Origin of the sequence: Devosia oryzisoli (assembly GCF_014837245.1) — a bacterium.
Lineage (GTDB): Bacteria > Pseudomonadota > Alphaproteobacteria > Rhizobiales > Devosiaceae > Devosia > Devosia oryzisoli.
Genome location: NZ_JACYFU010000002.1, coordinates 101206 through 122955, shown reverse-complemented (window position 1 = coordinate 122955; position 21750 = coordinate 101206). Strand labels below are relative to the sequence as shown.

Annotated in this window: 18 protein-coding genes; 7 read left to right on the top strand and 11 right to left on the bottom strand. The window is 64.0% G+C overall.

All coding sequences use genetic code 11. The annotated features are described in order from the left end of the window. Nucleotides 1-13: 13 nt before the first annotated feature. From IC608_RS07225 to IC608_RS07180, 10 genes are all read right to left on the bottom strand, one after another. On the bottom strand, nucleotides 14-958 hold the full coding sequence (locus IC608_RS07225; RefSeq protein ID WP_191774043.1) for a glycoside hydrolase family protein: 945 nt from the start codon (nucleotides 956-958) through the stop codon (nucleotides 14-16). Then, a complete protein-coding gene (locus tag IC608_RS07220; RefSeq protein WP_191774040.1) occupies nucleotides 955-1875 on the bottom strand; it encodes an ABC transporter ATP-binding protein in 921 nt (306 codons plus the stop codon). Before IC608_RS07220 ends, IC608_RS07225 begins: the two co-directional genes overlap by 4 nt. Beyond that, nucleotides 1872-2912, bottom strand: coding sequence for an ABC transporter ATP-binding protein (locus IC608_RS07215; protein ID WP_428054812.1), 1041 nt, complete (start codon nucleotides 2910-2912; stop codon nucleotides 1872-1874). Before IC608_RS07215 ends, IC608_RS07220 begins: the two co-directional genes overlap by 4 nt. 2 nt (nucleotides 2913-2914) lie before the next feature. Next, on the bottom strand, nucleotides 2915-3772 hold the full coding sequence (locus IC608_RS07210) for an ABC transporter permease (protein ID WP_191774036.1): 858 nt from the start codon (nucleotides 3770-3772) through the stop codon (nucleotides 2915-2917). A gap of 4 nt (nucleotides 3773-3776) precedes the next feature. After that, nucleotides 3777-4781: an ABC transporter permease gene (locus tag IC608_RS07205; protein WP_191774034.1), complete on the bottom strand. Its 1005-nt coding sequence runs from the start codon at nucleotides 4779-4781 to the stop codon at nucleotides 3777-3779. 188 nt (nucleotides 4782-4969) lie between these two features. Then, nucleotides 4970-6850, bottom strand: a complete 1881-nt coding sequence (locus IC608_RS07200) for an ABC transporter substrate-binding protein (RefSeq protein ID WP_191775391.1) — start codon at nucleotides 6848-6850, stop codon at nucleotides 4970-4972. A 270-nt stretch (nucleotides 6851-7120) separates the two neighbouring features. Then, on the bottom strand, nucleotides 7121-8635 hold the full coding sequence (gene arfA, locus IC608_RS07195; protein WP_191774032.1) for an arabinosylfuranosidase ArfA: 1515 nt from the start codon (nucleotides 8633-8635) through the stop codon (nucleotides 7121-7123). Nucleotides 8636-8742: 107 nt separating this feature from the next. Next, nucleotides 8743-9672: an ArsR/SmtB family transcription factor gene (locus IC608_RS07190; RefSeq protein WP_191774030.1), complete on the bottom strand. Its 930-nt coding sequence runs from the start codon at nucleotides 9670-9672 to the stop codon at nucleotides 8743-8745. 94 nt (nucleotides 9673-9766) lie between these two features. Continuing rightward, nucleotides 9767-11146 carry an MGH1-like glycoside hydrolase domain-containing protein gene (locus tag IC608_RS07185; RefSeq protein ID WP_428055133.1) on the bottom strand — a complete coding sequence of 460 codons (1380 nt, stop codon included), beginning with the start codon at nucleotides 11144-11146 and terminating at the stop codon, nucleotides 9767-9769. An 18-nt stretch (nucleotides 11147-11164) separates the two neighbouring features. Continuing rightward, complete coding sequence (locus IC608_RS07180) at nucleotides 11165-11431, bottom strand: hypothetical protein (protein WP_191774026.1); 267 nt, start codon at nucleotides 11429-11431, stop codon at nucleotides 11165-11167. Between the two features lie 174 nt (nucleotides 11432-11605). Between IC608_RS07180 and IC608_RS07175 the strand changes: the two genes are divergently transcribed. The 3 genes from IC608_RS07175 to IC608_RS07165 all read left to right on the top strand — a co-directional run bounded on the left by IC608_RS07175 (nucleotide 11606) and on the right by IC608_RS07165 (nucleotide 16135). Further along, nucleotides 11606-13873: an NADP-dependent malic enzyme gene (locus IC608_RS07175; protein WP_191774024.1), complete on the top strand. Its 2268-nt coding sequence runs from the start codon at nucleotides 11606-11608 to the stop codon at nucleotides 13871-13873. Nucleotides 13874-14082: 209 nt separating this feature from the next. Then, nucleotides 14083-15072 (top strand): Ldh family oxidoreductase, encoded by a 990-nt coding sequence (locus IC608_RS07170; RefSeq protein WP_191774022.1) that lies wholly within the window; start codon nucleotides 14083-14085, stop codon nucleotides 15070-15072. Between the two features lie 70 nt (nucleotides 15073-15142). Next, a complete protein-coding gene (locus IC608_RS07165) occupies nucleotides 15143-16135 on the top strand; it encodes an MDR family oxidoreductase (protein ID WP_191774020.1) in 993 nt (330 codons plus the stop codon). Here IC608_RS07165 and IC608_RS07160 read toward each other — a convergent pair. Then, entirely contained in the window at nucleotides 16101-17162 is a 1062-nt protein-coding gene (locus IC608_RS07160) for a substrate-binding domain-containing protein (protein WP_191774019.1), read from the bottom strand. The two genes, IC608_RS07165 and IC608_RS07160, sit on opposite strands and share 35 nt — an antisense overlap. A gap of 167 nt (nucleotides 17163-17329) precedes the next feature. Between IC608_RS07160 and IC608_RS07155 the strand changes: the two genes are divergently transcribed. From IC608_RS07155 to IC608_RS07140, 4 genes are all read left to right on the top strand, one after another. Further along, nucleotides 17330-18364: a Gfo/Idh/MocA family protein gene (locus IC608_RS07155; protein ID WP_191774017.1), complete on the top strand. Its 1035-nt coding sequence runs from the start codon at nucleotides 17330-17332 to the stop codon at nucleotides 18362-18364. An 11-nt stretch (nucleotides 18365-18375) separates the two neighbouring features. After that, nucleotides 18376-19278 (top strand): sugar phosphate isomerase/epimerase family protein, encoded by a 903-nt coding sequence (locus IC608_RS07150; RefSeq protein ID WP_191774014.1) that lies wholly within the window; start codon nucleotides 18376-18378, stop codon nucleotides 19276-19278. Between the two features lie 62 nt (nucleotides 19279-19340). Next, the gene (locus IC608_RS07145) at nucleotides 19341-20396 is read left to right on the top strand and encodes a LacI family DNA-binding transcriptional regulator (protein WP_191774012.1); all 1056 of its coding nucleotides are present in this window, start codon (nucleotides 19341-19343) and stop codon (nucleotides 20394-20396) included. A 113-nt stretch (nucleotides 20397-20509) separates the two neighbouring features. Further along, entirely contained in the window at nucleotides 20510-21745 is a 1236-nt protein-coding gene (locus IC608_RS07140; protein ID WP_191774010.1) for an ABC transporter substrate-binding protein, read from the top strand. The last annotated feature ends 5 nt before the right edge of the window (nucleotides 21746-21750 follow it).

Genomic DNA, 21750 nt, shown 5'->3' with positions numbered 1-21750 from the left:
CCCGTAGCCGTGGTCAGCGCAGCAGCCCCGCGTGAGCCGAAACGTTCCTATCGAACTTGAGATGCCCGTCCGTGACGGTCAGCACCGCCTGATGAATCGCGGTCTTCCGCGCGGTGGCATCCGGAGGCCCTTCGGTCTGACTGTGTTCATTCCAGAGCGGATGCGTGAAATAGAACATCACCGCATGATCCGCGAACGCGACAACGTCTGCGTGACGGACGAACCTCAGGTCCATAGGGTCGTGCCCCGGATCGCTCCCGATTATCCCCTGCCGGGTCCAGAGCTTGCAGTCATCCGAGCGATAGACGCCCTGGCCGTGCCATTCGTCCACGATCAGCCAGTAGTACCCACCGAGCGCAAAGACGTTGGGCCCCTCGTGCGGGTCGCCATAGGGTGAGCCCGCCAGCACGCGGCCCTCGATCTGCCAGTCGAACAGGTTTTCGCTCGTGGCGCTCCACGTGCTCGAACCGGCGTTCTCGTCCTTGTACCACAGGCGCCAGTGGCCATCGGGGCATTTGAAGACGCAGGCATCGATCACCCGTGGGCTCGAAAGGCGCAGCGGCCCCACGCGCGTCCAGTGCGCCAGATCCGGGCTGGTGAAATGGGTGATGGTGCGCGGTACGCCGCGCCAGTCCGTCGGCACGCCGGTGATGTAGCTGAGGAACATGTGGTACTGTCCCTCGGCATGGATCACCTCCGGTGCCCAGTGTGTGTTCAGTCCTTCATCCCCGGGTGCATCGAGCCCCGCCACCGTGCCGCGATAGTGCCAGCTGGCGCCATGGTCGAGGCTCATGGCGACGCCGATGGGGGAGCCGTGGATCCAGCCGTGCCCGGGATCGGAGGCGCTGGCCCGGCGATTGGTGTAGAACATCCACCATTCGTCAGTGCCCTCGCGGCGCACCACGACCGGGTCCGCCGCGCCATCCTCGATCGGATCACGAAAGATCGGTGCGCTCATGCCTCATCATAGACCCGCACGCGGCGGCCGTCTTGCCTGTCGACGAGTTTTCCCGCCCGGCCCATCATGGCGTTGGCTAGGTCCACCATCCCAGGATCGGTCGCAAGCTTGCCCGCCCCGGCATCGTCCGTGGACAGAACCGAGGCCTTCAGCAACCGGGAATAGGGGTGTTCGGGATTTTCGAGGACGGTTCGCGCGTCGCCCATCTCCACGATGCGCCCGCGCTGCATGATGATGATCCGGTCGGAAATGTAATACGCCGTTGCCAGATCATGCGTGATGTAGATGACGCTCACCCCCAGATCGTCCCGCAGGCTCCTGAGCAGGTTGACGATGCTCATGCGCAGCGACGCATCGACCATGGACACCGGCTCGTCTGCGATCAGCAGCGGCGGGTTGGGGATCAGCGCCCGGGCGATGGCGCAGCGCTGCAACTGGCCGCCGCTCATCTCGTGCGGAAAGCGGCCGCGCACCTCCTTGAGGCTGAGGCCCACCTTCTGCAGGGCCTCGTCCATGGCGCGGTCGATGGTCGCTCGGTCCGAGGTCCTGAGGAACCGTCGCGCCGTACTGGAGAGGTATCGTTCGATCTTCTTGAGCGGATTGAAGGCTTCGAAGGGGTTCTGGAACACCGGCTGCACGGCGCTCATGAAGGCCAGCCGCTCCGCTTGCCCCATGTGGCGGCTGATGCGCTTGCCTCGAAACAGGATTTCGCCCTCGCTCGCGTCCTCCAGCCCCAGGATCATGCGAGCGAGGGTCGTCTTGCCCGAGCCGGACTCGCCGATGATGGTAAAGATTTCCGGCTTGTCGGTGGTGAGCGAAAAGCTTGCCTCCTGCACCGCATCCACCACGCGCCGGCCGAACAGGCCGCCCATGGTGAAGCGCTTGGAGACATTGTTGACCTCAAGCAGTGTGCTCATGCCACCACCCCCACCGGCGCGCTGGGCTTGACCAGCGGCTCGACGTCCATCCACCGCCAGCAGGCCGAACGCTGGTCGGGCGCGACTTCTTCGAGCGGCGGCGTCTGGGTGCGGCACTTTTCAACCGCCAGAGGGCAGCGCGGGTGAAACCGGCAACCCTGTGGTGGGTCCGCCAGGTTCGGCGGCCGCCCCTCGAGCGCGGGGCGCTGCGTCGTGTCGCCGATGCGCGGCAGGCTGGCTACCAGATGCGCCGTGTAAGGGTGCTTGGGCGCAAAGAACATTTGCCGCGTCGGCCCTTCCTCGACAAGGCGCCCGGCATAGATGATGCCCACTCGGTCGGCCATGTTCGCATGCACGCTCATGTCGTGCGTCACGAACACCACGGACGAGCCCATGTCCTGCTGGATCTCGCGGATGAGGCTCAGCACTTCCTTTTGCACCACGACGTCGAGGGCCGTGGTCGGCTCGTCGGCGATGATGAATTCAGGGTGACAGACGGTGGCAAGGCCGATGGTGACGCGCTGCCGCATGCCGCCCGAAAGCTCGTGCGGATAGGCCTTAAGCACGTCAGGCGGCAGTTTCAGGCGCGAGAGGTGATGCACCACGCGTTCTTCGAATGCCCGACCGCTCAGCCCCAGCGGACGCTGGGCAAAATCCTTGAACGTCTTGCCGATGCGGCGCACCGGATTGAGCACGCTCATCGAGCCCTGCATGATGTAGCTCAGGTGCTTCCAGCGAACCGCCTCGATTTCTTCGGGGCTAGCGTGCGCCACGTCGATCGTGCCGCTCTTGAACGCATAGGTGGCCGAACCCGCCACCACGCGCAAAGGCGGACGAATGGCGGCCGCGAGGACCTTGATGAACGAGGTCTTGCCCGAGGAGCTCTCCCCGGCGATGCCATAGACCTCATTCTTGCGCACGGTCATGGTGATGTCGTCGACGGCGCGCACCTCGCGCTCCACGCCGAAATAGTTCATCTGGTAATAGGCCTTGAGCCCATCGACCTTGAGGATGTCCCGGTTCGATTGCTGGCTCATGGTCATGCTCCCATCCGGCGCAGCCGGCTGCGCGGGTCGATATATTCGTTCATGCTGATGGCGAGCAGGAAGAGCCCCAGGAACGTCATGACGATCAGGATGACCGGGATCACGATCCACCACCACACGCCCACGACCATCGCCGAGTGCGAGTTGGCCCAGTAGAGCACGGTGCCGATGGTGGGGTTGTTGATGTTGGTGAACCCCAAGACCGCGAGCGTCACCTCGAGGCCGATCGACCACAGCATGTTGTTCATGAAGGTCGAAAAGACGATCGGCATCACATAGGGCAGGTGCTCTTCGAGCAGGATTTTCCGCGTGCTCATGCCGGCAAAGGTGGCGTGGCGGGTGAACTCGCGGTGTTTCAGCCCCAGCGCCACCGAACGGATCAGCCGCGCGTCGAACGGCCAGCCGAAGCAGGCCATGATCAGCGCCAGCGTCAGGCTGTCGAGATTGTTGCGCAGCACGAAATAGAACAGCACCAGCACCGGAAAGATCGGCACGGCCACGAAGATGTCGTTGATGAACATCAGCACGCGATCGACCCAGCCCCCGACATAGCCGGACAGCAGGCCTACGGTGATGGAGATGATGCGCGAAAGGACGGCCACGGTGATGCCGAAGACGAGGCTGTTGCGGAAGGCGGCGGAGAGTTGCCAGAACATGTCCTGGCCGCGCGAGTTGGTGCCGAACCAGAATTGCGGCGAGGGCGGCTGGTCGGGGATCGTCATGTAGATGAGGCTCGGATCCACCGGAGCGAAGAAGCTCAGGGAGGCAAACACCACCACGATGCCGACCAGGACGAGGCCGATGGCGAATTCGATATTGTAACGAATGAGGTCGCGGAGAACGGCAAACATCGGCTTACTCCGCCCGCACGCGTGGATCGAGAAGGGGATAGAGCAGGTCCACCACGAAGATGGCGATGGCCACGGCCGCCACGGAAATGGTCGAGACGGCCAGCACCAACGAGTAATCGCCCGCGTTGACCGCGTCGATCAGGAGCGACCCCAGGCCTGGGTAGTTGAACACCTGCTCGGTGATGACGGTGCCCGAAAACACGCCGCCCAGCGTCATCGCCAGCGCGGTCAGCTGCGGCACGAGCGCATTTCGCATCACATAGCCGCTGACAATGGTGTGCCGGCGCACCCCGGCCAGTTCGGCATAGGTCACGTAATCCTCGGTGACGACATTGGACACCAGCGCCCGCATGCCCAGGAACCAGCCGCCGAAGCCGACGAGCACCAGCGACATGGACGGCAGGATGGCGTGTTGCAGCACCGAGCTGATGAAGGGCCAGGTCCAGCCGGGCGTGACGTTCATCGCGAACCCGCCCGAAATGGGCAGAACGGGCCACAGGAAGCCGAAGATGATGAGAAGGATGAAGGCGACGATATAGTAGGGGATCGGCTGCAGGCCCATCGAGATAATCCCGAAGGCCTTGAAAAACTTGTTGTTCTGGCTGTAGCCGGCGAGGCCGCCAAGGATGTTGCCGACGATGAAGGTAATGATGGTCGAAAGCACCAGGAGCCCCACCGTCCAGGGCATGGCGCGCATCACGAGGTCCATGGCGGGGGTCGGGAAGGCCAGCAGCGATGGGCCCAGATCGCCGCGGAAGAGGCGCATCCAGAAGTTGACATACTGGCTGAGCAGGGGCTCGTTGACCCCGTACATTTCCGTCAGCGCTTCGCGCATGGCAGCAATGGCTTCGGGCGCGAAGTTCGACCGCGCTGTCATGCGCCCCAGCGCCGCTTCAACTGGGCTGATGGGCGAGAGATGGGTGACGAAGAACGTCGCCGACACGCCGAAAAACACCACTGCCAGAAGTTGCAGCGCCCGCTTGCCGACAAACCACAAATAGCCGTTCATCCAACGTCCTTCAGTCCACTTCAATACCAATAAGCGACCAGTTGCTGACCAGCTCGATACCTCTCAGGACCGGTTCGCCCGATGGGTCGGGCGAGCGGCAAGCGAGGGGAAAGCACGTGGGTGATCGGGTCGCTGGAAACAGGTCTCCAGACGGTCCGGCTTGCGTCGGACCGTCCGGGGAGGGACGCTTACGCCGCGCCGTCGGCGGGAGAGATCTGGGTGAAGATCGTCTTGCCGTTGGACCAGTTGGTCACCGGATTGGCGTAGTTGTTCTCGGCATTGGGCCAACCGGTCCAGTACTTGTTCGACTGCACCGAGAACACGTTGTAGGCCATGATCGGGATGTTCGGCATCTCGTCGAGATGGAGCTTGACGAACTCCTGGCCGTACTCGATGCCCTTGGGGTCGTTGAAGTCGATCCCACGGATCTTCTCGATGATCTCGTCGAGCTTGGGATTGGTCCAGCGCATCCAGTTACGGGCTGGCTGGATTTCACCGGGCTTGGCCACATATTCGGAGTGGTAGCTGTCGAGGAAGAAGCTGAGGTCGGGATGACCGCCCCAGGTTTCCACGGCCCAGCCCATTTCCACCGCGAAGTCGCCGGCACCTGTGCGATCCCAGATGTCGGTCGCCACTTCCGCCGTCGCCTGCACGCCATTCTGCGACCAGGTCTGGGCGATGATGACGCCAAGACGATTGACCACGCCTTCCTGCGGCACGAGCACGCTGAACTGGAAGGGCTGGCCCTCCGGCGTCATCCACTGATTGCCGTTCTTGGTGAAGCCGGCAGCCGTCAGGAGCTCTTCGGCGGCCTTGAGATCCTGCTTCCACCAGCCGTAGCCGAAGGCGCCGTCGATGGCCTCCTGCTCGGAGGGGACGGCGTCGCCGAACTGCGGCCGCACCATGTCGGCGATCTGCTTGCCGATGGTTGGGTCGTAGGGCTTGACCTTGCTGGTGCCGGTGTCGACCTCGTAGTTCATGAGGTAGTCCTGCATCGGCTTGTGGTAGTCGCGCGGATGCGTGCCGGTCGGCGGTACCGAGATGGCCGAGAGCGTCGCGGCACCACGATAGCTCGCCATGCTCATGGAGCGCGCGTCGAGCATCAGGGTGAGGGCCCAGCGCACACGCTTGTCCTGGAATAGCGGGTTCTGGTGGTTGAACACCGCCATGACCAGCGTCGGATCGGGGTGGGCGTAGGGGAAGCCGGCGAACCAGCCATGCACGTTCGGATCCTGCTGCACGATGGAGAACGTGCCTTCGGGCGACAGGTCGTGGATCATGTCGAGATCGCCGTTGCGCATCTCGATGAGGCGGTTATCGGTGGAAATGTTGTTCCGGTAGATGATGTATTTGGGCTTGGGTTCGCCGACGAGGCCGAGCGTCGTCTTGTCCCAGTCCGCGCGCTTTTCCCAGATGTACCAGGTGCCGTTCGGGTCGAACGAATGGAGCGTGTACGGCCCCAGGCTGACGGGCGGATTGTTGTCGAAGGTGAGGACGTCGTCGACCTTCTCGAACACGTGCTTGGGCATGATCCAGGCCGCGTTCCAACGCACGGACATCACGGCGTGGAAGCGGGAGTTGGGCGCCTTGAGCTTGAAATGGACGGTGTAGGGATCGGGGGCCGTGACCTCGGCCACCTGGGTCGAGAAGGCGCCGCTCCAGCCCATGCCGGGCGTGTCCATCTGCTTTTGCGCGGTATAGACCACGTCGTCGGCGGTGAACTCCACACCGTCGCTCCACATGATGCCCTTGCGCAGCTTCACCGTCATTTCGGTGAAGTCGTCATTGTATTCCCACGGCCCTTCGGCCAGCGAATTGTAGATGGCGTTCTCGCTGGCGCCTTCGACACCGGCTTCGGGGTCGATGTACCATAGCGTATCGGCCGTCAGCTGCTGCAGGCCGGTCGAAAGGCCGCCGCCACCGTTCACCCACAGGTTGAACCAGCCGGGATTGCGGATCACGCCCTCGGGGTTGTGCACAATGACGGTTTCATTGCGCGGAAACTGGGCCAGATCCGGCACCGCACCGGCTGCCTCCTGGGCAAAGGCCAGGCCCTTGCCGGCGGCCATCAGCGCGCCGATGGCGGTCGTGCCGATCAGAAAACTGCGTCTATCCATCGATGTATCCTCCCTTGCAAGGCGCGTCTCGCGCACTGCTCTCGGCACCCTCCAGTGCCGTCATTTATCATACTTAAACGGGGGGTTAGCCTTGTCAATGGCTTTCGTGATACAAATCAGTAATCATGATTTGAAAAGCTTACGGGCACATCGTTGCTGATGCGCCCGTGCTTGATTTCGTAGTCATAATCGCTGTGTTCGCAGCTTGCAGACACGTTCGCGTCAGCCGATTTGCACCCGCACCATCTGATACGAATAGGGCGGCAGCGAGACGCTGAGCTTGCCATCGGCAATTCGAGCGCCGTCGCCCTTGCGCGGCTTGACCTCGTCCTGCTTGCCGGCCGTGTTGACGGCCTTGAGGTCGGGGTGGGTCATGACCTGGTGGTCCGTGACCGAGCCACCGGCAAAGCCCTGCAGGCTGACTTCCGTTTCGATGGCTTCGCTCGGGTGCCGGTTGACGAGGAAGAAGGTCAGCATTCCCTCATCCTCGTTATGCACGCCCGAAACGTCGACATAGCTGGTGTCGGCGGCGTGCGTGGTTTCGTAGCCGGGCGAGCTGGTGACCAGCTGCAGGGCCGAGCCGCGCCCGAAAACGGAGGCGAAGTAGTACGGGTAGTAGATGGTCTGCGCCCAGGCGGGGCCGCCCTTTTCCGTCATGATCGGGGCGATGACATTCACCAGCTGGGCAATGCAGGCGATCTTGACCACGTCTGAGCGGCGGATGAAGGTGTTGAGGATCAACCCCACCATCAACACGTCCTCGAAGTTGTAGATGTCTTCGAGCAGGCCCGGCGCATGCGGCCAGCCGCTGTTGCCATCGAGGATCTCACGATCCTTCTTGTTGGAATGGTACCAGACGTTCCATTCGTCGAAGGAGATGTAGATGTCCTTCTTCGAGCGCTTCTTGTGCTTGACCTGCCGGATGGTCGAGGCGACCGTCTCGATGTAGCGGTCGAGCTTGTGGCTGAGGCCCAGATAGTTGGGCGTGTTGTCGTCGCGGTTGGCGAAGTACATGTGGAGCGAAATGTAATCCACATGGTCATAGGTGTGCTCGAGCACGATGCGCTCCCAATCGGGGAAGCTGGGCATGTCCGAGTGGGAAGAGCCACAGACGATCAACTCGAGCGACTTGTCGAACATGCGCATGGCGCGCGCCGTGTTGGCGGCCAGCTTGCCATATTCGTCGGCATCCTTGTGGCCGACCTGCCAGGGGCCGTCCATCTCGTTGCCGAGGCACCAGAGCTTGACGTTCCAGGGCTCCTTGCGGCCGTTCTTGATGCGCAGGTCGGACCAGTACGAGCCACCGGGATGGTTGACGTATTCGAGGAAGTTGCGGGCCTCGTCGACGCCGCGTGATCCCAGGTTCACCGCCAGCATCATCTCGGTGCCGACGCTGGCGCACCAGTCGGCGAACTCGTGGATGCCGACCGCATTGCTTTCCGAGGTGTGCCAGGCCAGGTCGAGCCGGGTGGGGCGCTCCTCGCGCGGCCCGATGCCGTCTTCCCAGTTGTAGGCCGACACGAAATTGCCGCCCGGGTAGCGCACCACCGGAATGTCGAGGTCCTTGACGAGCTTCATCACGTCGCCGCGCATGCCGTTCTCGTCGGCGCTCGGATGGTCGGGCTCGTAGATGCCCTCGTAGATGGCTCGGCCCAGATGCTCGAGAAATGCCCCATAGACACGATCGTCGATTTTCGAGATCGTGTAGTCCTTGTTTGCGATGACGGTAGCCTTCACTCCATCCTCCCCTATACCCGTTTTTCTGATTTATATCAGCTAAGGTGTTCTATAAGAGGAGCGGGGTCGGGTGCAAGGGCAATCTTGCGGGAACAGTCTGCGCCCGCTCAGCGCGCCGTCTGCAGGCGCAGCACGATATCCTGGTCGTAATTGCCGAAGCCGCGCCCGAAGATATTGATGCCGCCCGGGTGCTTGGCCTCCGGCTTCACCGCGATGCGCAGGCGAATGGAGTGGTGGTTGGCCAGGTCAAGATCGCTGAGAGAAACGGGCGAAATCTTCATTCCGTCCACATAGGTCCCATCGGCAGTGACGCGCCAGCTCTTGAGCTGACCGTACTGGCTGCCCTTGAGCTTCCACCAGTGCGGGGTATAGACGCCGCGCTTGTCGCCATAGTCGCCGGCCGACATCCAGGTACCGATCTCGGTGCCGTTGACCGAAAGGGTGATGTCGCTCGGCCAGTCTGCTGAAGTGCCTGGGACTTCGGAGCTGAGTTCGAGCGAAAATTCCATGCTTTCAATAGTGTTCTGCGCGAGTTTGGCGTTGTTCGGGAACTGGTATTCAAGAAATCCGCGCGTGAACCAGATCAACCCAGCCTTCATCCGGTCGGGGTCGAGAAAGGTGTTCGGCACGTCGAGCAGCCCGATGATGCCTTCGGTGGAGCAAAGCCCGCAGGGCGCCGACACCTCGCAGCTGGTGTAGAGCCCCAAGGGCATGGCCACCTTGATGACGTTGTCCCCCAGCGGGGCGATGGCTTCCTTGAACATCACCAGCACCTCGTCAAAGGTGGAGTGGCAAATCTTCTGGTTGCCCTTGCGCGCCTTCTGCGTCTCGGTGCGGATCAGCCCCGCCGTTTCCAAAATTTGGATGTTGGTGGAGACGGTCGATTGCGGCAGGTCCAGCCGCTCGGCCAACTCGTTTCCGTTCAGCGGCCCTTCGGCGTGCAGCGCCTTGAGGATGCGTACGCGGATGGGCGAGGCGAGGCCCTTGAGCACCTCGATGTTTTCTTCGGGGTCAACGACCAGAAAGTTGCGGCTCATGGAAAATCTTGGGCTTTGAAAGACTGCACTTGTGTATCAGGAACAATGAACCAATCAAGCCGATACACTGGTCTTCTTCGCTTTGACGGATGGACTAAAAGGTCGGCAGGGTGAGCCGGGACGGGCGTGCGCGTTTCAGGCCCGTGGCGGTGAGGGCGAGAACCTCGTTGGGCGAGAGGGAGAGCGGTACGCTGGCTGCGGGCGTTTCGAGCGTGCCGGTCATGGTGGTCGCGCTCATTCCGGTCAGGGAGCGGATTTGCCCCTGGCGGTCGGTGGTGACGCGGACGCCGTTGGGCACGCTGAACAGCCACTCGGCGCCCCCGAAGGCGTGGGCCGTCTCGCCATCATTGATCCACTCGAAGCGCTGACCGTCCACGGCGCGGCGATAGCCGGTCGCGTGCGCCTTGTCGCGATGGTCGATCTGGATGGGGACGAGCGCCGTGAACCACAGCGTCTCATCCGCACGCGGCAGGATGCCCGAGAGGCGCTCGACGAAATCGAGAAGGCAAAGGATCGAGGGAGAGTAGACCTCGGTGAAGCCCGCCTCGCCGGTGAAGGGGTTGAGCGTCTGGGCGAACCGGCTGGCGCGAAAGAGTGCCGACAGGATCGGCTGCATCATCCAGGTCAGTTCGACATGGCGTCCGTGCTGCTCGAAGGCATGGGGTGCGCGGATGAGGCTGAGAAAATTCGTCGGGCCGCACCAGGAATTGTAGTCAAAAGCCGGGTCGAAGCGCGGATCGTCGAGCGCCAGCGAGGTGAAGGGGTATTTGGCGAAGAACTTGCCGGTGTTGAGCAGGTAGCGTTCGAGCGCCGTCGCAAAGAACGCCTCGTCGCCAATTTCACAGGCCAGCACGCGCAGGAGAACGTCGGACTGCACGCGCAGGAGCCGTCCATGCGGGTCGCGGTCGTAGAAGAAATGATCTTCGGCATCGAAGCACTGGGCAAAGAGCGCTTCCTCGCTTGCGGCGGCCCTGGCCTGCCAGACGGTGGCGTCCTCGCCCAACTCCCCGGCCATGAGGGCCAGATATTGCCGCTGGCAGGCGACGTTGGCCGTGAGGTCCGGGGCAACCAGCGGCAGGAGCGAATTGTCGGTGCGATAGCGCTTCGGATCATTGCCCGCTGGCGAGTCGGGGATGTGCCAGAAACGGGCGGAAAGATCGTGTCCGGTGTCGTAGGTGCAAAAGGCCTCGACGCCCCCGGTGCCCCGCGTATCACGCCAGCGGGCGAGCCAGGCATCGTTACGGGCCATGGCGTCATAGAGCCGCTTCAGCCAGGCGCGATCCCTGCCGGTGCCGGCATAGTGGGTCCAGACGGAGCGAGCGAGGGGGGTGACGGTCTGGATCTGCGAAAAAGCCGGGCCGTCCTGGGTGAGCTTGTAGGGGAAGAGGCCATCCTCGCGCTGATGCCGGGCGAAGGCGGCAAAGGTGTCGGCGGCGACCTGCGGGACGAAGCGGCTGAGGAGTTCAGCGTTGATCGTGCCGGTGCTTTCGAGTCAGCAGCCGTGGTAGATGCCGCCTTCGTTGAGGATGGGCTGCGCGCCCGCCGTCGGCTTGATGCAGGCCATCAACTCGCGCACGGCGTCGCGGTGCCGCTGTTCCATCGCCGGATCGGCGGCCACGAAGGCAACGCCGCTCTGGGCGAAGGCGGCCAGGGCCTCTCCTGCGGGACCATCGAGGCTGACGCCCTCAGTGGGATCGGCGTCGTGCAGCCTCTCGCGCAGACGCAGAGCCTGTTCGGAAACCTTCGCCGCTGCCGCCATGTTTCCGTCTCCCGCAAGCTCAAGTACTGTTGCTACCATACAAGATTCGGAGCACTGCGCAGGCCGAGTATGGGGTTGTAGCCTGGGTTGTGCGACTAACGCCTAACTTCCCTCGGGTCGCGTGACCTGCTCTGGAAGGGGGTTGGAACGAAAAATAACGACGGGAGAAACCAGATGTCCGACGACAAGGCGCAGAGCCTGAAGGACGCCGCCCTGCATTTCCACGAGTTTCCGCGCCCCGGAAAGCTCGAAGTGGTGGCGACCAAGCCCCTCGCGAACACGCGCGATCTCTCGCTCGCCTATTCGCCGGGGGTGGCCACGCCCTGCGAGGAAATCGCGGCCAATCCGCTCGACGTCTATCGCTATACTTCAAAGGGCAATCTGGTCGCGGTGATTTCGAACGGCACCGCGGTGCTGGGGCTGGGCAATATCGGCGCCCTGGCGTCCAAGCCGGTGATGGAGGGCAAGTCGGTTCTGTTCAAGAAGTTCGCCGGCATCGACTCGATCGACATCGAGGTCAACGAACAGGACCCCAAGCGCTTCATCGAGATCGTCGCGCCGCTCGAGCCGACCTTCGGCGGCATCAACCTTGAAGACATCAAGGCGCCCGAGTGCTTCGAGATCGAGGAGACGCTGCGCGAGCGCATGAACATTCCGGTGTTTCATGACGACCAGCACGGCACCGCCATCATCGTGGCCGCAGCCGTGCTCAACGCCATGCGGCTGGTCGGCAAGGATATCGGCAAGGTCAAGATCTGCACCTCGGGGGCAGGGGCGGCGGCGATCGCCTGCATGAACATGTTGATCGCGGTCGGCGCCAAGCGGGAAAACATCTGGATTGCCGACAGCAAGGGTCTCGTGACCAAGAAGCGCGACAATTCGGTGGACCGCTGGCGCGGCGCCTTTGCGCAGGACACCGACAAGACCGAACTCAGCGAGGTCATGGCCGGCGCCGACATCTATGTCGGGCTCTCCAAGGCCGGGGCGCTCAAGCCCGAAATGATGAAGGAGATGGCGCCCAATCCGCTGATCCTGGCGCTCTCCAACCCCATCCCCGAAATCATGCCCGAACTGGCGAGGGAAACCCGGCCCGATGCGATGGTCTGCACGGGGCGCTCGGACTATCCGAACCAGGTCAACAACGTTCTCTGTTTCCCCTTCCTTTTCCGGGGAGCGCTCGACTGCGGGGCGACCATCATCAACGAGGAGATGAAGGCGGCCGCCGCCCGGGCCATTGCCCAGCTGGCGCATGAGCCGGGGCTGGAAGCGACTGCGCATGGCGTGCCGGCCATCTTCGGGCCGGACTATCTCATTCCCAATCCCTTCGACCAGCGGCTGATCCTGCGCATCGCGCCGGCCGTGGCCAAGGCGGCCATGGACTCGGGCGTGGCGCAGCGGCCGATTGCCGATTTCGATGCCTATCGCGACCAGCTACGGCGATTCGTGTTCCGCTCGGGGCTGGTGATGAAGCCGATGATCGAGCGGGCGCAGAGCGCGGGCAAGAAGATCGCCTTTGCCGATGGCGAGGACGAGCGCGTGCTGCGTGCGGCTCAGGTGATGCTCGAAGATGGCATCGGCAAGCCGCTGCTGATCGGGCGCCCGTCGGTGATTGACTCACGGCTCGAGCGCTTTGGGCTAACCATCCGGCAGGGAAAGGATTTCGAGGTCATCAACCCCGAGGACGATCCGCGCTATCGCGACTATGTGGCGCTGTTTCATTCGCTGGTTGGCCGCAAGGGCGTGACGCCCGACACGGCCCGCACCATCGTGCGCACCAACACCACCGTCATTGGCGCGCTGGCGGTGCGCCGAGGCGAGGCGGATGCGCTGATCTGCGGCCTGCAGGGGCGCTACATCAAGCACGCGCGCGATATTCATTCGATCATCGGGCTGGCGCCGAACGCAAGCCAGCTTTCGGCGCTCTCGATGCTGCTGCTCAATCGCGGCGTGTTTTTCCTCGCCGATACCTACGTCAACATCGACCCGACGGCCGAAGAACTGGTCGCCATCACCCTGCAGGCGCGCGACCATCTCAAGCGCTTCAATATCGACGCCAAGGCGGCGCTGCTGAGCTATTCGAACTTCGGCTCGCGCGAAGGGGCGACGAGCGAGAAAATGCGGCAGGTGTACGAGGCTCTCCAGGCGGTGGCGCCGGACCTGATGGTCGACGGCGAGATGCAGGGGGATCTGGCGCTCAACGAGGGACTGCGCGAGCGCTATATCCCCGACTCGGTCCTGAAGGGCGAAGCGAACCTCCTGATCTTCCCCAATCTGGAAGCGGCAAACCTTTCCATGACGCTGCTCAAGGAGCTCAACAACGGTCTCCATATCGGCCCGATCCTGATGGGGACTCGGCAGCCGGCGCATATCCTGGCCCCCACGGTCACCTCGCGCGGGATCGTCAACATGGCCGCCATCGCTGCGACCGAAGCGGCGGGGTAGGGCGCTAGTTCCCCTCTCCCGGCGGACGTGTTGCCGTCATTGCCGGACGCGTTTCGGCAATCCATCTCGCGGAGCGATGGACCACCGGGACAAGCCCGGTGGTGACGAGAACCTGGAACCGGGAGAGGGCGATCCCGCTGAGGGGGCGGAAGACTTTCGCCTCCATCCGTGCCAGTCTGGGCGCCGCTCCGCACAAAGCCGAATCTCCCATGCCGCACCGTTCCGTTGCCGAAATCACCGACCTTGCCGACCGCGTTCTCGCCAAAGCGGGCGTCCCTGCGGAACACGCGGCGCTGCAGCGCGACCTGCTGCTCGATGCGGAGATGCGCGGCATCGCTTCGCACGGCCTGCTGCGCCTGCCGCGGCTGGTGGAACGCATCGCCAATGGCGTGTGTGATCCGCTGACCAAGGGCGTGCAGGATTGGACCGCGCCGGGGGTGCTGAAGGTCGACGGCCGGCAGGGCCTGGGGCCGGTAGTGGCGCAGGCGGCGCTCGATGCGCTGGCCGAGCGCGCAGCAACGCAGGGCGTGGCCATCGCTGCCATCGCCAATGCCCAGCATATCGGCATGCTCGGCTTCTATGCCGACCGCGTCGCCGAGGCGGGCAAGACGCTGATCGCCTTTTCCACCAGCGAGGCGCTGGTGCATCCCTGGGGCGGCCGTCGGGCGATGATCGGCACCAACCCCATCGCCATCGGCATGCCGACCGGTGATGGCATCTTCATGATGGATACGGCCACCTCGGTGATCTCGATGGGCGAGGTGCACGACCACGCCAATCGCGGCGCGTCGCTGCCGCCGGGCCTCGTGCTCGACGCCGAGGGCAACCCGACGACGGACGCGACCAGGGGCCGGGATGGCGCCATCGCGCCCTTCGGCGGCGCCAAGGGCTATGCACTGGGCCTGGCCTTCGAGCTGCTGCTGACGGCGCTCGCCGGATCGGCCATCGGCCGGGACGTCAAGGGAACGCTGGATTCGACAATGCCGGCGAACAAGGCGGACCTCTTCATCCTCATCGATACCGAATTGGCACCCGTCTCGGCATTTCTGGAGCTGTTGCGCGCCGAGGCGCCGGCCGAGGGGTTTGACGGCGTGCGCATCCCCGGTGAACGCGGTCGCGCGTTAAAGCAAAAGGCGATGGACGAGGGCCTGACGATCGCGGACACCGTCTGGCAGCGACTGCTGGACCTCGCACGCTAGGGCGGCGAGGGTTTCCTCGCACCGGCGTTTGCGCCATGCTCGCAAGCCAAAATCGAAAGGGAGACCAACCATGAGCTTTCGCGCCCTGTTGAGCCAGCGCAGCGATGACGGGACCATCACCTTGAGCGTCGAGACCCTTGAGGACGCCCAGCTGCCGGAAGGGGACGTGACGGTCGACATCGACTGGGCCGGGCTCAACTACAAGGATGGGCTTTGCCTCACGGGGCAGGGAGGCCTTGTGCGCACATTCCCCCATATCGCCGGCATCGACTTTGCGGGCACGGTGCGCGAGAGCAGCGACAGCCGCTACGGCGCCGGCGACAGGGTGGTGCTGACCGGCTGGCGCGTCGGCGAGACGCATTGGGGCGGTTACGCGGAGCGGGCGCGGGTGAAGGCGGACTGGCTGGTGCCGCTGCCGGAGGGAATGTCGACGCGGGACGCCATGGTGATCGGCACGGCGGGACTGACCGCCATGCTCGCCATCGACCGGCTGGAAGCGCTCGGCATTTCGCCACAGAGCGGCGAGGTACTGGTGACCGGTGCGGCCGGTGGCGTGGGGTCTGTCGCCATCGCGCTGCTGGCGAGGCTGGGCTACAGCGCCACCGCCCTCTCCGGGCGGCCTGAACATGCGGACATGCTGCGCGCGCTGGGTGCGCACGCGGTGCTGGAGCGGGGAGAGTTCCTATCGCAACCGGACAAGCCGCTGGAAACGGCAAGCTATGCCGCCGCCATCGACTGCGTCGGCGGCAACGTGTTGGGCAAGCTGTTGCGGCAGATCCGCTATGGTGGGGCCGTCGCGGCGCTGGGCAACGCGGCCGGAATTAGCCTCGACACAAATGTCCTGCCGTTCATCCTGCGCGGCGTGACGCTGGCCGGCATCGACAGTGTCATGCAGCCCTATGCGGCGCGGGTAGCGGCCTGGTCGCGCCTCGCCGAACACTTCGATTTCGCGGCCTATGCCGGAAATGTGGAGGAGGTCGGGCTTGCGGACCTGCCGGATCGGGCGGCGCGGATCTTGAAGGGACAGGTCAAGGGTCGCGTTCTCGTCGACCCGCGGCGCTGACGAACGTGGTATCGCTTTCCCCTTCGACCAGTTCGAGCGGCAGGACGCGATGCACAAGGCCCATCGGATAGTGCTCGGCATAGTCGGGCATGCTGGCCAAAAGCGCTTCGGCGAGCATGACGCCGACGGAGCGCAGGGAGATGCGATAGCTGGTGAGGGTGGGCGAGAGGAAGCGCGAGAGCGATGACTCGCGAAAGCCCACCACCGCCACGTCCCGGCCCGGACGGACGCCCGCCTCGTTGAGCCGCCTGTAAAGGCCGATGGCCATCAGCTCGTAGATCAGCAGCACCGCCGTCGGGCGGTTGTCCATGCTGAGCAATTCATGGCCCGCCTGATAGCCGCCTTCCTCCGAGGAGGCGACGCGCAACACCAGTTCGGGATCGAAGGCGATGCCGTGCCGGGCCAGCGCCTGCTTGTAGCCTTCGAGATAGACGAACCCGAGATTGACGTCGTTGCTCGGGACGGCAACCGCGATCCGCCGATGCCCCGCCGCGACCATCCGGTCGGTGGCCTGGCCGGCGACACCGGCAAAGTCGAGATCGAGCCACGGGTACGTGCCCGGGGTGCTGGAGCGGCCGAGCGCGACAAAGGGAATGCCGGCGCGGTTGAGGAGCTCGATGCGGCTGTCCTTGCGCCGGGTGGCCGAAACGATGAGCCCGTCCACCATGCGCCGCGCCATGATGCGCCGGACATGCTCGGTAGGGTCGTCATCGCGCGGGCAGGGGAGCACCACGAGATCGAGATGGTGCCGGCTCAACACGTCCTGCACGCCGGAGAAGACGCCGAGAAAGAACGTGTCGCCATGGCCGGTCGTGCCGACCTCGCCCTCGTAGATGAAGCCGATGGCGTTGGTGTTGCCCTTGCGCAGGGAGCGGCCGGCCTGGTTGGGCACGTACCCCATGGCGGCGGCGGCCTCCATCACGCGCGCCCGCGTCTCCTGGCTGACGTCGGATTTTCCGTTGAGCGCGCGCGACACCGTGCCGATCGAAATGTTCAGATCCTGCGCCAGACGCTTGATACCCTTCACGCTTTCGCTCCTCCGCGCATGCGGTTTTCCACTCCTCCAGAAACGTTTACGGAGCCCATTGACAGAGCGGAATTGCACCGCTTATCGTCGTAAACGTTTACGGGACCTGCCCGTGCGAGACCGCAGAAGACGGCAAGCATGAGGCAAAGTCCAGAGGGAGGATCATCGTGGTTTTCACGGCAGTGCTCGCCGGTTGCGGCAGCATGTCCAAGGGCTGGCTGACGGCCATCACCGAGCATCCCTTGCTCAAGGGCCGGGTGCGCATGGTGGGCATGGTGGACATCGACCGTGCCACGGCGGAAGCCCGCGCCGCCGAATTCGATCTCGCCGATGCCGTCATCGGCACCGATCTCGACGTGGTTCTAACCGAGACGAAGCCCGATCTCCTGTTCGACGTGGTTATTCCCGCCGCCCGCGCTGGCGTGGTCCAGATCGGCCTCGCCCAAGGCTGTCATGTGCTGAGCGAAAAGCCGATGGCGGGCAATCTGGATGAGGCGCGCCGGCTCATCGCGGCAGCCGAAGCGGCGGGCAGGGTGCACGCCATCATCCAGAACCGGCGCTTCATTCCCGGCGTGCGGCGCATCCGGCGGCTGATCGAAAGCGGCGCGCTGGGCGAGATCACCAGCCTCAACTGCGACTTCTTCATCGGCGCCCATTTCGGCGGCTTCCGGGAGGACATGGACCACGTGCTCCTGCTCGACATGGCCATCCACACGCTCGATGCCGCGCGCTTCATGGCCGGGACGGCGCCGAAGGCCGTCTATTGCCTCGAAACCAATCCGCGCGGCTCGTGGTACCGACACGGGGCGGCGGCGAACGCCATATTCGAGTTCGCGGACGATATCGTCTTCAACTATCGCGGCTCCTGGTGTGCCGAGGGCGCCAATACCAGTTGGGAAAGCGCCTGGCGCATCACCGGCACCAAGGGCACGCTGGTCTGGGACGGCGCCGAGCGCTTCGAGGCGCGCGTGGTCTCGGGAGATACCGGCTTTTTCCGCGACCTGGTGGAGATCGATGTGCCGCCGCCCGCCAACGAGAGCCGGACGCATGGCCACGCCAGCGTCATTGCCGAATTCCTCGATGCACTTGAGGCGGGCCGGGCGCCAGAAACCGCCAGCACCGACAATATCAAGAGCCTGGCCATGGTGTTCGCCGCGATCGAGAGCGCGCGCACCGGCCAGCGCGTCACCATTACTTCGTGAAGGACCTGCCCATGAGCGACCCCGCCAAATCCATCCGCATCGGCACGATGATCCAGGCCACGGCGGGCAAGGCGCCGGAAAACATCGCCGCCATCGCCGACCTGGGCTTTGAAAGTTTCGAGCCCTTCTTCTGGCAGACCACAAACGGGCAGGACCTGGCGGAACTGGGCAAGCGCTGCAAGGACGCCATCGGCGCGCGCGACATCACCATCTCCACTCTCGGCATGTTCGGCAATCCGCTGGAGGACCAGGAGATGGACCGCCAGACCCTGCAGGGCTGGAAGGATTGCATCGACAATGCGCACCATTTCGGCGCCACCTGCGTCGCCGGCTTTACCGGACGCATCCGGAACAAGCCGCTGACCGATAGCCTGCCGCAGTACAGGAACGTCTGGTCGGAGCTGGCCAAGCGCGCCGCCGACAAGGGCGTGAGGATCGCGTTCGAGAACTGTGCCATGGATGGCAACTGGCAGACCGGCGACTGGAACATCGCGCACAATCCCGATGCCTGGGAGCTGATGTTCAACGAGACGCCGGACGACAATATCGGGCTCGAATGGGAGCCCTGCCACCAGATGGTCTATTTCATCGACCCGCTGCCGCAGATCCGCAAATGGGCGCACAAATTCTTCCACGTGCACGGCAAGGACGCCACCATCCGCTGGGAGGTGATCCGCGAGCACGGCATCTTCGGCAAGGAAAAGTTCGTCTTCATGCGCACGCCCGGTTTCGGCGACAGCAACTGGGTCGACATCATCTCCGAACTGCGTCTGGCCGGGTGGAGCGGCTCGATCGACATCGAAGGCTGGCACGATCCGGTCTATCGCGATGCGCTCGAGATGACCGGGCAGGTGCGCGCCCTCGATTACCTCAAGGAGTGCCGCGGTGGTTCCTATGTGGACGTGGGGCGGTGATGGGATCGCGCTTGACGAAAACTGAGAAACCGTTTTATCAAACATGAGAAAAGGGTTTTCCTTTGAGGTACGCTGACGTGGCCAAGGCAGAGCGCATCCGCATCTACGATGTCGCCCGCGTCGCTGGCGTCAGCGTGGCGACGGCCTCCAAGGCTCTCAACGATACCGGGCGCATGACCGAGGCAACCCGGACGCGCGTCAAGCAGACGGCGGCGGCGCTCGGCTTTCGGCCCAACGCCATGGCGCGGGCGCTGACCAAGCATCGTAGCTTTACCGTGGGTCTCCTCACCAACGACACCTATGGCCGCTTCACCCTGCCGGTGATGGCGGGGGTATCCGAAGCCCTGGTCGACCAGGGCGTGTCGGTGTTCCTGTGCGGCATCGAGGACGATGCGGCGCTGGGCAAGGTGCATGTCGACGCCATGCTCGACAAGCAAGTGGACGGCATCATCGCCACCGGCAAGCGCATCGACCGGCGCCTGCCCGTCGATCTCAGCGGCCTGCCCATGCCGGTGGTCTATGCCTTCACCGAAGGCCCCGAGGACGCCATCACCCTGGTCAGCGACGATGCGCAGGGCGCGCGCGAAGCGGTGGAGTGGCTGGTGCAGGCGGGGCGGAAGAACATCGTTCATGTCACGGGGCCGGAGACTTTCGTGTCGGTTGGTGAACGGGCCAGGGCCTTCCGCGCCGTAGTGGGCGAAGCGGGCAGGGTGCTGCACGGCCCGTGGTCGGAAGCCTGGGGGCACGAGGCGGTCGGGCGGCTCTGGAGTGAGGCCGGAGACAAGCCCGACGCGGTCTTTTGCGGCAACGACCAGATCGCCCGCGGCGTGGTCGATGCCCTGCGCGAGCGCGGCATTGTGGTGCCGGATCAAGTCTCGGTCGTCGGGTTCGACAATTGGGAGATCGTGTCGGCCGCAACGCGCCCGCCGCTCACCAGCGTCGACATGAATCTCAAGGAACTCGGCCGCGAGGCCGGACGCCTGATCCTGGAGCTTGCCGAAGGCAAGCCGGTCGAGCCGGGTGTCCGCCAGCTGCCGTGCAAGCTCGTGGTGCGCCAGTCCTGCGGCGGCGTTCGGCGGTCGTCCGATCAGCAGGGAGGCGTGCTCGAGGAAGTCTGAAACCGCCGCCGCAGGTGTTGCGACCACCTGCGACGGCTTGGCGGACCGCAACGGGAAGAGGAAACCCGTCGCGGCCAGGAGAGCGGCCAGGGGCCGCAAAGGGAGGAAAAGCAATGAAATTCTCAAAAGTCAAACTGCTGGCCGGGGTGGCGTTCGCCGCCATGGCGATCGCCGGGCCGAGTGTTGCCCAGGAGCCGGTGACGATCACCGTCTGGTCGATCGATGGCGCCAACCAGGCTGGCCCTTCGGACACCTTCTCGAAAGAGTTCAACGAGCAAAGTACCGACATCAAGGTTGAATATCGGACGCTCAAATTCGACGAAATCGTCAACGAGACGCTGCGCGCCTACGCCACGGGCAGCGCCCCGGACATCGTGAGCCTCGACAACCCCGACTTTGCCCTGTTCAGCTCCCGCGGCGCGTTTCTCGACATCACCGACATGGTCAAGAACAGCGACGTCATAAATGCGGATGCCTATTTCGAGGGACCGTTGAACTCGGTCACCTGGGACGGCAAGCTTTACGGCGTTCCCAAATACACCGACACCATCGGCTTGTTCTACAACAAGGATATGCTTGAGGAGGCCGGCATCGCCGAGCCGCCCCAGACCTGGGAAGAGTTCGAGGCCGCCGCCCGCAAGATGGCCAAGCCCGACCAGGGCATCTACGGCGCGACCCTCTCGGCTCGCGGCAATGAGGAAGGCACGTTCCAGTTCCTGCCGGTGATCCAGATGTCCGGCGGCAGCTACAAGGACGTCAATACCGAGGGCGCGCGCGAGTGGCTCTCCATGGTCAAGGGCATGATCGACGACGGCGTCATGAGCCAGGACGTGCTCTCGCTCGGCCAATTTGACTCCACGGGGACCTTCAACTCCGGCAATGCTGCCATGGCCATCTCCGGCCCCTGGGAGATCGAGCGCATGGTCAAGGATGCGGACTTCGACTGGGGCGTGACCCTGCTGCCGACCTTCAAGGAGGGCGACGAGCGTTCCTCTGCCCTTGGTGGCTTCAACCTCGGCATAATGTCGACGACCAAACACCCGGAAGAAGCTTTCAAGGTTTTGGAGTACTTCGTCAGCCAGGATGACCGGCTCTTTCCCGAATTTGGTTACCTGCCCGCCCGTGGCGACATCGAGCTCCCCGAAACCGGCGTCGAAAAGAAGGATGCTGCCCTGAAGGTGTTCCAGGAGCAGCTGAAGTACGCCAAGCCACGCGGCCCCTCGCCGGTGTGGCAGAAAGTGTCCAAGGCCATCTTCGACGCCGAACAGGCAGCACTTACCGGGCAGATGACGCCCGACGAGGCGCTGAGCCAGGCTCAGAGCACGATCGACAGCGTGGTCCAGGACTGATCCTG